Below are 12,438 nucleotides of genomic sequence, written 5' to 3' on the forward strand. Positions count from 1 at the left end.
TTACCGATTTGAGCCTGTTAGTAGTTCGTTTTCGCATTTCCCTTAGGACTTTATAGTAAGCTGCGATGTCAGATGTTAGCTCTGTAGGCATTTACTTCATTTTCACTCTCCAAAAACTAAAAAGCCCACTACGTAGTGGGCTTTTTAGTTAAGTGACTATTTACTTCTCTTCTTCAAAGAACTCGTCTTTAATCAGATCTGTTGGCACTAAACCATCTTGAATCAGGCTTGCACGTCTTTGTAGATAAGCGTCACGCATGAATGCATATGGGTCAAGGGATGCATCATCAACTAAGTCTTTTGCATCAAGTAGTTCTGTACGTTTGTCTATAAATTGTGCGGTACGTAATTGGTTATGCAGGCGAATCTCACCAATATTGTGTGTATAGGTGATGGGGTCTGATGTTGTTGTATCAACAATTAAGCCAGCCGTATCACGAACGCTCGATGGGCCGACGAACGGCAACACTAAGTAAGCGCCAGATCCAACGCCCCAGTAGCCTAACGTTTGTCCAAAATCTTCTTTGTGAACAGGAATTTTGTCCATACCGGCTACATCAATTAAGCCAGCTAAGCCAAAAGTGCTGTTGATGACAAATCTACCTGTTTCGCTAAATGCGTTGGCAAATTTAAACTGAAACAAATTGTTCAGAATGTTGGTGACTGAACCTAGATTGTTGAAAAAGTTATTAACGCCTGTGCGGACAGGTGATGGTGTCACCGTTTTATAAGCAGTTGCGACAGGTTTGAAAACTGCTTTGTCTGTCACATCGTTAAACTTATAAACACCACGGTTAATGCTTTCTAATGGGTCTTTATTTGCCTGAGATGCGCAACCAGTCACCATCACAATAAGTACACAGGTGGCGAATAAAGAGAATATTTTTTTATGCATTTTTATGTTTCTTATTGAATGACATTATCGAATGTGGGGCCATTATACCAATTTATTTACAACTAAATATGGATAGCTACTCATGCAGATTGTTAACGTTTGTAAATTAAACTATTTGTTACATTTATGCAACAAATATTCAGCGGTCTATTTTGCGCCAAATTCATGATATTTGCGACAATATTACTGCAAATATCTTTTAGATTTATCTTATCAAGCACTAGTTAATTGTCATGTGTTTATATAGCCCCAGTACTCGTTCGCGTTGAGTGGCGTGGTCAACAACTGGTTGGGGATAATCTTGTCCAATGATGATTTTGATCGTGGATTGTCGCTCTGCCGACATAAGCCACGGCGCGTGAATTTCTTTATCATTACAGTTTACTAATTCAGTGACATATTTGCGAATGAATTTACCATTTGCATCAAAGCGCTCACTTTGGGTGATTGGATTAAAAATTCTAAACCATGGCTGAGCATCGCAACCGGTAGAGGCTGCCCATTGCCAGCCTCCATTATTAGCACTGAAGTCAAAATCAATCAGTTTTTCTGCGAAGTAACGTTCACCCCAGCGCCAGTCTATGAGTAGGTCTTTGACTAAAAAGCTGGCAGCGACCATCCTGAGGCGATTATGCATAAAGCCTGTATTATTGAGTTGTCTCATTGCAGCATCTACAAGCGGATAACCCGTTTTTCCTTCACACCATGCAGTAAAGAGATTTGTGTCGTTAGGGAATGGGATAGCCTCAAATTCAGGTTTAAAGGATTTGCCTGTTTGAAGTTGTGGGTGGTGGTGCAGTATTTGGAAGTAAAAATCACGCCAGATGAGCTCCGATGCCCAAGTTTCTGCCCCTAGTCCACCGATTTGTAATGCGGTTCTTGCTAGTTGTCTAATCGAGATTGTGCCAAAGCGCAGATGCACCGATAGATAAGATACACCTTTAATTGCAGGATAGTCTCGTGCTTCTTTGTAATGTTTTATACGATCCACAAAATCTGAAAACAGTGATGCCGCTCCACTCATACCTGTAGGAAGGCGCATATTGGATAAGTTCGTGCGTTGGAAACCTAGTGACTCAAGATTTAGTAAGGTTTCTGGTTGAGTTTTGGCGAGGTTATTTAAGTAGGTATCTACTGGATAAGGTCTAAGATAAAAGTCGTTAACGTTTTTTAGCCACATATTTTTGTATGGAGTGAATACACTATATGGCTTGTGAGCCATCGTTAAGACTTCATCTTTTTCAAAAATAACTTGGTCTTTGTAATGATGGAAATTAATGCTATTGGTTTGTAGTTGTTGTGCTACTTTGTTGTCACGTGTAATCGCACTAGGCTCATAGTCGTGGTTGGTGAATACCGCCTGCACTTCTAAAGTAAGTGCTAATTGCGGAATCTCATTGGCTGCGCTGCCATGCAAGACGATTAAGTCCCCTCCATTTTTTTGAAGTGAGGCTTTGAGCTCTTTGACGCTTTCCCAAATAAACTCTACGCGACGGTCAGCCTTATTGGATAGCTGATTTAATATCTCTGTGTCAAAAATGAAGGTGCAATAGACTTGTTGTGATGCCTTGAGTGCGTGGTAAAGCGCTGCATGGTCATAATCGCGTAGATCACGACGAAACCAAACAAGAGATTTTGAGTATTGCATGCGGGGTAAGCCATTCGTTAAATTACAGTGATTTTACCCCACTTGCAGCTACGCTGTTGAATGACGTTAATGCGCCATTGAGTTTTGTTTAGCTTCTTGCACCCATCATATATTTTCCGGGTGTTGCTGGTTTGGCTTCGTTGCTTGAAGGGGTAAGTAAACCAAGTAACAGCTGTAGATCCAGTGATAAAAGAATTAGTTCCTCATCACCAAGTGCGTCGACCTGCTCAAAAACTTCCGTCGCATATTTTGGGTCTTTAATCAGTTTGGCTGGGTTGACTGCACCAATTATTTTTCTAGCCGCAACAGAGAATTTTGACAATACAACTAAACATTGATTATCCATAATGATCCCAGAGAATTATTCTAAAAAAGTGCTGATCACTCAACAAATGCATTTTTATGGTGCATTTGTAAGTGAAATTAGGCGCTTATATGATTGATACTCTAATCCAAAGCATTAAGCATGCCAGAAGCTTAATGCTTTATTCTCGATGGTAGGGATGATTTTGAATTACGGAGTGTCCACGGTAAAGTTGTTCGCATAGTAGTACGCGGACAAAAGCGTGGGGTAGGGTGAGTTTGGATAAACCCCAAAGCCAATTGGCTTGTTGCTTAAGGCTGGCGTGAATGCCATCTGCACCACCTACAACAATACTGATATCTTTACCTAGTGTTTGCCAAAACTTCATTTTTTCCGCAAGTTGTAGCGTGGTGACCTCTTGCCCACGTTCGTCGCAGATAACTAAGAAGTCTTTGCCGGCGGCTTCAAGAATTCTTTTTGCCTCGGCCTCTTGGACAACCGCACTGTTTTTACCATCTGCGCGTTTATCAGGTTTGATTTCAATCATTTCAATGCTAAGTTCGCGCGGCATGCGCTTAATGTATTCTGCACAAGCTGTTTCTACCCAGCTTGGCATTTTGTGACCTACAGAAATAATCCGAAGTTTCAAGTGGCTTAAGTGATGGCTAGAATATGATGGGGGATAACACTTTGATGCAAGGAACGTGCCTCCCTGCACCAAATGGCACAGGGTGTTTTAAATCACTTACACTGGTTTAATGTGACTGCGGCGTGATTCTGCCTCGCCCCATAATTGCTCAAGATTATAATAAGCTCGGGTAGCAGGTACCATGATATGGACAACGATATCGTCTAAGTCAACCAACACCCATTCCCCTTCTTTTTCGCCTTCAGTGCCACGGATCGCGAAGCCTTTTTCTTTGATTTTTTCTCTGACGTTATCTGCAACAGCTTTGGCCTGGCGGCTAGAGTTTGCTGAAGCGACTATCATATAGTTTGTCATGCTGGTGAGCTTACGCACATCCATGACGCTGATATCAAAACCTTTAATATCTTCAATTGCATCAACTACTGCGTTTTTCATGGCCTCTAAGTCTAAATTCTTAGAAGCGGCTTTCGGGGTGTCTTGTGTCATTTAAGCGGCCTGTGCTGGTATTGCATTGCGTTGAGATTTTATGCGGTTTTCTTGATCCACATAAATTAATGTTGGGGTAAATTTTTCGAGCTCAATTTCACTGTAACTCGCGTAACTTGCGATAATAATAATATCTTTAGGGTCTGCCTTGTGTGCGGCAGCACCGTTCACCGAGATAATGCCAGAGTGGCGTTCAGCACGAATCGCATAAGTAGAGAAACGCTCACCATTGGTGACGTTGTAAATACTGATTTGCTCGTATTCGTGAATGTTTGCCGCTTCTAGCAATTCTTCATCTATCGCACAGCTACCTTCGTAGTGTAGTTCAGAATGCGTGACGTGTACGCGGTGCAACTTAGATTTAAGCATGGTTCTTTGCATGTGCTTAACCGATTTTCAAAAGGGATTGCATTATAGTCTTTTCAATCACTTAGCGCAAAAATCAATATTATCAATGAGTCTTGTGCTCCCTAGTTTCGCAGCAGCTAAGACAATAAGTTCGTTATCTTGGTTCGTTGCGAGCTTTAATGTGCTAGCTGTGCGTACTGATATATAGTCTACTAGCCAGCCTTGTTGCGTGAGTGTTTGTGATGCAGCCTGCTCTAAATCTGTAAAGCGGGTATTGCCTTGTTTGACTGCGTGCACAATGTTAACCAGACACTGGTATAGTTGTGTCGCTTCTGCTTTTTGAGCTGGTGTTAAATAGCCGTTACGCGAGCTCATGGCTAGCCCGCTGGCTTCACGCACTGTGTCGCCGGCAATAATCTGAATTGGTAAATTAAATTGTCTGACCAGCTCTTTAATCACAAAGACTTGCTGAAAGTCTTTTTTACCAAATATTGCAATTTGTGGCATCACCAAATTAAATAATTTCATCACAACGGTGGCTACCCCTGAAAAATGGCCTGGGCGTGAGGCGCCACATAGCTCTGCTGCGACGGGTGGCGGAGTGATGGTCATCGTTTGGTTCAAACGCTCACCATCAAAATCTGGATACATTTCTTGAACACTGGGAATAAATACAATATCTGCACCAGCATCTGTCAGTTTTTTGCAATCCGCTTCTAGTGTGCGCGGATAGTTAGCTAAATCTTCATTTGGGCCAAATTGAAGTGGATTCACAAAGATACTTGCTACTACAAAATCCCCATGTTCTTTGGCAAGGCTAATAAGCGCAATATGACCATCGTGCAAGTTGCCCATGGTTGGGACGAACGCAATGTTATTTTGTGTTTTTAAGGAGCTTCTGAGTTCTTTAACAGTGTGGATGCGTTGCATGGTTCTTTGCTAAGTAATAATTTAGTAACTATGCTCAGGCGTTGGGAATGTTTTGCTTTTGACAGCGTTGACATAATTGCTAACAGCCTGCTTAACACTATTCGTTTCACATAAAAAATTTTTCACAAAACGAGGTGCTTTAAATTCATGAGGTTGTTTGCTGGCTGCGCCATTATAAATACCAAGTAAATCTTGGATAACTAGTACCTGCCCATCACAATCTACACCAGCACCAATGCCAATGGTAAGTGCTTTGATAGATTCGGTGATATGTTTAGCCAACGTAGCTGGTACCATTTCTAGCACAATTAAACTAACGCCGGCATTACTCATGTCGATGGCATCTTGCGTGATTTGATGGGCGCTTTCTTCTGTTTTACCTTGTATCTTGTAGCCGCCTAGTTGATTCACAGATTGCGGCGTAAAGCCTAGGTGCGCACAGACTGGAATGCCTCGATCAATCAGATAACGTGCTGTTTGGACACGATCACCGCCACCCTCAAATTTCACCATTTGTGCGCCAGAGCGGATTAACCATAAGGCATTTTTGTATGCAGCTTCGTTATCGTGCTCATAACTACCCACAGGCATATCTGCAATAATCAAGGCGTTAGGTGCGCCAGCTGCAACACTTTTGGTGTGGTAGGTCATGTGGTGCATGCTGACATTAAGGGTGTTTTCAGCACCCTGTAACACCATGCCGAGAGAGTCGCCCACTAATAAAATATCAACCCCTGCATGCTCCATTAACTTCGCAAATGTAGCGTCATAGCAGGTGAGCATGGCGATTTTCTCGTCACGGTCTGCCATTTCATGTAGCCTAGTTAATGTCATGTACGTTAAGCTCAAAGAATTATTCAAAGTTTGGATTAAAGAACTCGCGTTGTCCTTTAATCTGCATGATGCGATTTAACAGTAAATTGAGTGAGCTGTCATTTTTAAGAATATTTAATTTCTCATTATTGACAACCAGCACTGGTGAGGCATCGTAGTTGTGAAAGAACTCACTGTAGGCATTTGCCAGCCGTTCTATGTACTCTCGTGGAATGTCTTGCTCGTAACTCACGCTACGTTCTTCAATACGCTCCATTAAAGCATCTATTGGTGTTTGTAGATAAATCACTAAATCTGGTTTAGGTGCCTTCAGTTGCAAGTGTTGGTAGATTTGATGGTAGAGCGCGTACTCTTCATCGTCTAGATTTAACCTTGCAAAGATTGGATCTTTTTCTAAAAAAAAGTCTGCCACAATTGGTTTGGCAAACATATCTCGCTGACTCAGGTCTTTGATTTGATTCGCACGCTGAAACAAAAAGAATAGCTGCGTAGGCAAACCATAGCGTTGTGCGTCCTGATAAAAACGAGGCAGAAAAGGGTTGGCTTCTGCTTTTTCAGACAGGTAATCGACTGGAAATTTATCAGCTAACATTTTTGCTAGTGTGGTTTTACCACTGCCAATGGGGCCTTCAACAACAATATATGGAAATTTATTAAAAATGCTCATGTTTTAACTAGAAGATGGTAATTTTTTGATACCTAACAACAGGTCAGGTGTCATGAATGCAGCTATTTTGCCATGATTCGGAATGAAAATATCTGGTGCGATTTCAAATAATGGCAATAAAACAAATCCGCGCGTATGCATGCGAGGATGGGGTAGGGTTAGTTTTTTAGTCTCTAGCGTGACATCTTCATACAGCAATAAATCACAATCTAATACCCGTGGTGCATTAACGTAAGGACGCTCTCTACCTGCTTGATTTTCTATGTCGAGGATGGCATCTAGCAATGCTTCAGGCGCTAGTGAAGTTTCAATTTCGGCCACTGCGTTAATAAAGTCTGGTGCAGTGACAACACAATCAACAGGTGCTGTTTGATAAAGTGATGATTGTTTTATAAGGCGAGTTTCGGGTAGATGGCGTAAAGCGATGAGTGCCTGTTCTACCTGCGCTTTTGGATTTTCTAAATTGCTCCCTAGTGCAACAAATGCCTGTTTCATCATGATTCAGATGGCGCGTTGCCGCTAGGTTTTTTACGATTTCTTTTTCTACGTTTTTTAGGGGCAGTGTCTGCTTCCAACATTGCTTGACGCGTTTCGTTGTCTGCCTCTGCAAAACTTGTCCACCATGTGCCTAACTCTGCTGGTAGTTCGCCTGATTCACAGCGCAATAGTAAGAAGTCGTAGCCTGCGCGATAGCGTGGGTGTGTGAGTAAACCAAAAGGGCGCTTCCCTGAACGCTGTTCAAAGCGTGGTTGCATGCCCCAAATTTCTTTCATCGTTGCAGTATAACGATTATGAATGGCCAGTTTCTCCGCTTGTGAGGCAAGCACTTCGCTCATTGCCATGTGTAGTGCAGGTATCGGTGGGTTGCCATCATTTTTATACACTTCCCAAGTGGCTAAGACCTCATGCCAAAGCAAGGTGGCAAATAAGAAGCTTGGGTTGGCTGATTTGCCAGACAAAATGCGATTGTCTGTGTTTTGTAGCGCAAGCATAACAAAGCGCTCACCCATTGGTTGTTCTAGCACCACATCTAGCATCGGTAGTAAGCCATGGTGCAGGTGTTGCTTCCGCAGTGCTGCGACGCTTTCAATTGCGTGGCCAGATAGAAACAGTTTGAGCATTTCATCAAACAGGCGGCTAGGGGGCACGTCTTCTAATAAGTCTGCCATTTTTGCGATTGGCGCCATCGTGGCTGGGTCAATTTGCAGTCCTAATTTGGCTGATAACCTGACGACGCGCAACATACGCACAGGGTCTTCGGCGTAGCGTGTTTCTGGCTTGCCTATCATGCGTAAAATACCAGCTTGAATATCTGCAAATCCTTGGTGAAAGTCTAGTACCTCTTCGCTGGTTGGGTCGTAATAAAGTGCGTTAGCGGTAAAGTCTCGGCGTGTGGCGTCTTCCTCTAAGCTGCCAAATACGTTATCGCGGATGATGCGGCCGCTTTCGTTGGTATGTGCGTCACCCTTAGCTTCGTGATGGCCGCGAAATGTAGAAACTTCGATTGTTTCATCACCAAACAATACATGTACTAATCTAAACCGTCTGCCAATGATACGTGAACGTCTAAATACACGGTTTACTTCTTCAGGAGTCGCATCAGTTGCTACATCGAAATCTTTAGGAACGCGTTTAAGCAGCAGGTCTCGCACAGCGCCACCAACAATATAGGCTTCAAACCCTGCTTTTTGCAGACCTTCAATGGTTTTTATTGCGGCATTACTTAATAGTTTTCGGTCTATCTGGTGCTTTTTGAGTGCAATGATCGTAGCGCCGTCTGTATTGCTACCTTTTCGTTTGGTTGATTTCTTTGTGCCTAAGATTGGGCGTGTGTTCTGTTGTGATTTTGCGTTCTCTGGTTTAGCTCGAAGCGCTGCTTCATGCTCAGTTTTTGCTAATTTTGGCTTAAAGATTTTGTTGAACAGTTTTCTTATCATGTTGAAATTATAGCTTAACCTAGTATTGAATCTAAAATTATTGATTCTAAAATCAGGAGGATTGATAAATCATCCTGATACAAAAGCGAATGTTATAAAAAGTGCCACTAGATTGAGCATAAGATCCTGTAATTAAAGAATCAATACGGTATTAAGCGTGCTCGTTTTTCCAGAGTACGTCAGTAATGCCGGCTTCTTTGTTAAGAATACGGCACATCACAAATAATAAATCAGATAGGCGATTTAAATATTGCAATGAAATCTCGGTCACTTTCTCGTTACGGTGCAATTCAATTAACTTGCGCTCCGCGCGGCGACATACAGTGCGAGCTAAATGGCAGAAAGCAGCGCTTTTGCTGCCGCCTGGTAATATAAACTCTTTTAATGGGCCTAACTCGCCGTTGAGATTGTCAATGGTCTCTTCCAAACCATCAACACAAGCTTGTTGTAATAATACGTAGCCTGGAATACAGATTTCTCCACCCAGATTAAATAAGTCGTGTTGAATTTTTGTGAGGGCGGCTTGTACGCGTTGAGAGACAGGCTCTGACAAGATTAAACCAATCACTGAATTTAGCTCATCTACATCACCCATTGCATCAACACGGATGCTATCTTTGCTGATGCGGCTGCCATCACCTAGCCCTGTTGTGCCATCATCGCCTGTGCGAGTGTAAATTTTACTTAATCGATTACCCATGATTGAATCCTTTTACGCGTGAGTTTTTGTATATTTGATGCTAAATTTTTGCAAAGTGACATTGAAGATTTAATAATCTCAACGGTTTATAATATGCGCATTGTAACTGATGACCGCCTTAACGATGACCGATCAATCTACCACGCATCACATGAAGCATAGGCCGATAGCTGTATTTGATTCAGGCGTGGGAGGCATCTCAGTGTTGCAGCATATTCATGCGCTGCTGCCTAATGAACAATTACTGTACGTTGCTGACAGCTTACACGCTCCTTATGGCAACAAAAGTCCACAAGAAATTCAATCACGTTGTATAAATATTACAGATTTTTTAATCTCAAAAAATGCCAAAGCAATTGTGGTTGCCTGTAATACAGCGACGGCAGCAGCCATTGATATGATGCGCGAAAAATATACTTTACCTATTATTGGAATGGAGCCAGCGGTCAAGCCCGCTGCAGAGGCTTCACGAAATGGCATTATCGGTGTGCTTGCAACCACAGGTACTCTAAAAAGTGCCCAGTTTGCAGGGTTGCTAGAAAGTTATGGACGCAATGTAAAAGTAGTGACACAGGCATGTGTCGGCTTGGTGGAGTGTGTGGAGCGGGGTGAGTTACAAACCGAGAATACTTTAAGGTTGGTTAAAAAATATTGTCAGCCATTGTTAGAGGAGGGGGCTGATACTATTGTACTTGGCTGTACACATTATCCATTTGTTCGACCATTGATAGAGCGCGTAGTGGGTAACAATGTCACCTTGATTGATACTGGTGCAGCGGTGGCTAAACAGTTGCAGAAACGCTTAGCAGGACTCGACTTGCTTTCTACTAACCCAGTGTTGGCAGATGTGAAATTTTGGACAAACAGCCAGGCATTTGATGCTGAACAGGTAATTGAGGCTTTGTGGAAGCAGAAGGCAGATGTTGGTTTTTTATAACTTGATATCGAGAGTAAGTTAATGATTCTTTTACTTTAACTCACTACCTATTAAGTTAAAGTAAAAGAATATGCATGACCAAGATTTTGATGTCAGAGATATTAAAACTGTTGAGTGTCGATAAAGCACTACTTTAAATTAGTGGTGATGACCAATAACTTCGCCAGCTTTTAATTTGTATTTTGTGCCGCAGTAAGGGCAGGCAACATGACCTGTTTTTGCTACGTCTAGAAACACACGCGGGTGAGATGACCACAGTGCTACCTCTGGCGTTGGACAATGCAGTGGTAAGTCTTTGGCTGAAACTTCGATTTCTTTTATATCAGACATTAAAATATCCTTATTTCACCATTCCCACTTTTGCGGGAATGGTGGTGCTAGTGTTTATACTAAAGTTAACCAATCTGCGTGTTTTGCAGATTTGCCTGTCACTACATCAAAGTATAGTTTTTGTAATTGTTTAGTAATCGGGCCAGCAGTGCCTGTACCAATTGCGCGGTTATCTAGCTCGCGGATTGGCGTTACTTCAGCGGCTGTGCCTGTGAAGAATGCTTCATCAGCGCCATACACTTCGTCGCGAGTGATGCGTTTTTCAATCACTTGGATGCCTAACTCAGTTGCTAGTTGCACAATGGTGTCGCGCGTAATGCCTTCTAGTGCGCTAGTCAGGTCTGGTGTGTATAGTTTACCGTTGCGAACGATAAATATGTTTTCGCCTGAACCTTCTGCAACAAAGCCGTCAACATCCAGCAACAAAGCTTCTTGGTAACCATCTTGAGCCGCTTCTTGGTGAGCCAAAATGCTATTCATGTAGTTGCCGTTTGCTTTGGCTTTACACATCGTGATGTTCACGTGGTGACGTGAGAATGATGATGTCTTAACGCGAATACCATTATCTAGGGCGTCTTGACCCATGTATGCGCCCCATTTCCAGGCAGCTACGATGACATGTGTAGACAGTGTTTTTGCAGAGATACCCATTGCCTCTGCACCGTAAAATGCCATTGGGCGCATGTAAGCGGACTCTAAATTGTTGTCACGTACCGCTGCTTTTTGTGCTTCTATCATTTCTTCTTTGCTGTAAGGCATTTTCATGCCAAGAATATGCGCAGAGCGGAATAATCTGTCTGTATGTTCTTTCAGACGGAAAATTGCAGTACCTTTGTCTGTTTTGTAAGCGCGAACACCTTCAAATACGCCCATGCCGTAGTGCAAAGTGTGTGTTAAAACGTGAGTGGTGGCATCACGCCAGTTCACCATTTTACCGTCATACCAGATTACGCCATCGCGGTCTGCCATACCGCCAGAAGTTGCTGCAGGGTTAGCCATGCTGAGTCCTTAAAATGCTTGAAATTTGCAAAAGTAATATTGTAAACGAGTGCGGACTTGGTTTGCAGTAATTTATAGCATTTACAGATAAATTTATCATGCAAGGTGTTGAATTTATTGTGCATGGTAGAATCTTTATCTATTAATGTTGCTACAAAAGGTGTGATTCAGTGAATAAATTCATGAGATTAATATTGCTTGCGCTTTTCATGGTTGTTTTAGCAGGATGCAACGCGGCAAATAATGAACAAAAGTTTAATGCGACGGATATTACAGGCGTGGATTTTGGTAACACGCTTAACTTGACTGACCATACTGGCAAGCCGAGATCATTAACGGATTTTAAAGGTAAGGTGGTTGCCTTATTTTTTGGCTATACCCATTGCCCTGATGTGTGCCCAACAACACTCACTGACATGAAGCAAGCCATGAAGTTGCTTGGTGGGCAAGCAAATGAGTTACAAGTATTATTTGTAACTTTAGACCCAGAACGCGATACGCAAGCGTTGTTGGCCGAATATGTGCCAGCATTTGATGCAAGTTTTATTGGTTTGTATGGCACGAAAGAGCAGACTGCATCCGTGTTAAAAGATTTTAAAATCTTTGCGGCAAAGGTTGAGAATAAAGGACGTAGCGGCTACACCATCGATCATAGTGCGGGCGTCTATGTGTTTGATAAAGCTGGCAAGATTCGTCTATATATAGATTATGGTACTAAGCCAGATGCGATTGCGAGTGATGTTAAGAAATTATTGTAAAACTAGCTGTAAAACT

Annotated in this window: 16 protein-coding genes; 2 read left to right on the forward strand and 14 right to left on the reverse strand. The window is 42.4% G+C overall.

Features of this window, described 5'->3' with window-relative positions; all coding sequences use genetic code 11:
• Positions 1 to 160 precede the first annotated feature (160 nt).
• The 12 genes from A391_RS0103790 to A391_RS0103845 all read right to left on the reverse strand — a co-directional run bounded on the left by A391_RS0103790 (position 161) and on the right by A391_RS0103845 (position 9,398).
• Positions 161 to 895, reverse strand: a complete 735-nt coding sequence (locus A391_RS0103790; RefSeq protein ID WP_019897455.1) for an MlaA family lipoprotein — start codon at positions 893 to 895, stop codon at positions 161 to 163.
• 220 nt (positions 896 to 1,115) lie between these two features.
• The gene (locus A391_RS0103795) at positions 1,116 to 2,543 is read right to left on the reverse strand and encodes a cryptochrome/photolyase family protein (protein WP_019897456.1); all 1,428 of its coding nucleotides are present in this window, start codon (positions 2,541 to 2,543) and stop codon (positions 1,116 to 1,118) included.
• An 88-nt stretch (positions 2,544 to 2,631) separates the two neighbouring features.
• A complete protein-coding gene (locus A391_RS0103800; protein ID WP_019897457.1) occupies positions 2,632 to 2,889 on the reverse strand; it encodes a hypothetical protein in 258 nt (85 codons plus the stop codon).
• 139 nt (positions 2,890 to 3,028) lie between these two features.
• Positions 3,029 to 3,496: a 23S rRNA (pseudouridine(1915)-N(3))-methyltransferase RlmH gene (gene rlmH, locus A391_RS0103805; RefSeq protein WP_019897458.1), complete on the reverse strand. Its 468-nt coding sequence runs from the start codon at positions 3,494 to 3,496 to the stop codon at positions 3,029 to 3,031.
• A gap of 96 nt (positions 3,497 to 3,592) precedes the next feature.
• On the reverse strand, positions 3,593 to 3,982 hold the full coding sequence (gene rsfS, locus A391_RS0103810) for a ribosome silencing factor (RefSeq protein WP_019897460.1): 390 nt from the start codon (positions 3,980 to 3,982) through the stop codon (positions 3,593 to 3,595).
• Positions 3,983 to 4,363, reverse strand: coding sequence for an aspartate 1-decarboxylase (panD, locus tag A391_RS0103815; protein ID WP_019897462.1), 381 nt, complete (start codon positions 4,361 to 4,363; stop codon positions 3,983 to 3,985).
• Positions 4,364 to 4,408: 45 nt separating this feature from the next.
• Positions 4,409 to 5,260, reverse strand: coding sequence for a pantoate--beta-alanine ligase (gene panC, locus A391_RS0103820; RefSeq protein ID WP_019897463.1), 852 nt, complete (start codon positions 5,258 to 5,260; stop codon positions 4,409 to 4,411).
• A gap of 21 nt (positions 5,261 to 5,281) precedes the next feature.
• Positions 5,282 to 6,094: a 3-methyl-2-oxobutanoate hydroxymethyltransferase gene (gene panB / locus A391_RS0103825; RefSeq protein WP_019897465.1), complete on the reverse strand. Its 813-nt coding sequence runs from the start codon at positions 6,092 to 6,094 to the stop codon at positions 5,282 to 5,284.
• A 19-nt stretch (positions 6,095 to 6,113) separates the two neighbouring features.
• A complete protein-coding gene (locus tag A391_RS0103830; protein WP_019897467.1) occupies positions 6,114 to 6,761 on the reverse strand; it encodes a deoxynucleoside kinase in 648 nt (215 codons plus the stop codon).
• A 3-nt stretch (positions 6,762 to 6,764) separates the two neighbouring features.
• Positions 6,765 to 7,259 carry a 2-amino-4-hydroxy-6-hydroxymethyldihydropteridine diphosphokinase gene (gene folK / locus A391_RS0103835; protein WP_019897469.1) on the reverse strand — a complete coding sequence of 165 codons (495 nt, stop codon included), beginning with the start codon at positions 7,257 to 7,259 and terminating at the stop codon, positions 6,765 to 6,767.
• Complete coding sequence (gene pcnB, locus A391_RS0103840) at positions 7,256 to 8,698, reverse strand: polynucleotide adenylyltransferase PcnB (RefSeq protein WP_019897470.1); 1,443 nt, start codon at positions 8,696 to 8,698, stop codon at positions 7,256 to 7,258. The genes folK and pcnB overlap by 4 nt, the downstream gene beginning before the upstream one ends.
• Before the next feature lie 151 nt (positions 8,699 to 8,849).
• Entirely contained in the window at positions 8,850 to 9,398 is a 549-nt protein-coding gene (locus tag A391_RS0103845; RefSeq protein ID WP_019897472.1) for a cob(I)yrinic acid a,c-diamide adenosyltransferase, read from the reverse strand.
• 109 nt (positions 9,399 to 9,507) lie between these two features.
• Here A391_RS0103845 and murI point away from each other — a divergent pair, with 109 nt between their 5' ends.
• Positions 9,508 to 10,335: a glutamate racemase gene (gene murI, locus A391_RS0103850; protein WP_019897473.1), complete on the forward strand. Its 828-nt coding sequence runs from the start codon at positions 9,508 to 9,510 to the stop codon at positions 10,333 to 10,335.
• Between the two features lie 138 nt (positions 10,336 to 10,473).
• Here murI and A391_RS0103855 read toward each other — a convergent pair whose 3' ends face one another.
• Positions 10,474 to 10,665 carry a zinc-finger domain-containing protein gene (locus A391_RS0103855; protein WP_019897475.1) on the reverse strand — a complete coding sequence of 64 codons (192 nt, stop codon included), beginning with the start codon at positions 10,663 to 10,665 and terminating at the stop codon, positions 10,474 to 10,476.
• A 54-nt stretch (positions 10,666 to 10,719) separates the two neighbouring features.
• The gene (locus A391_RS0103860) at positions 10,720 to 11,664 is read right to left on the reverse strand and encodes a branched-chain amino acid transaminase (RefSeq protein ID WP_019897476.1); all 945 of its coding nucleotides are present in this window, start codon (positions 11,662 to 11,664) and stop codon (positions 10,720 to 10,722) included.
• A 182-nt stretch (positions 11,665 to 11,846) separates the two neighbouring features.
• On the opposite strand from A391_RS0103860, the gene A391_RS0103865 reads away from it, so the two are divergent.
• Entirely contained in the window at positions 11,847 to 12,422 is a 576-nt protein-coding gene (locus A391_RS0103865) for an SCO family protein (RefSeq protein WP_036316628.1), read from the forward strand.
• The last annotated feature ends 16 nt before the right edge of the window (positions 12,423 to 12,438 follow it).

It is taken from the genome of Methylotenera mobilis 13, from assembly GCF_000384255.1.
In the GTDB taxonomy this organism is placed as follows: domain Bacteria; phylum Pseudomonadota; class Gammaproteobacteria; order Burkholderiales; family Methylophilaceae; genus Methylotenera; species Methylotenera mobilis_B.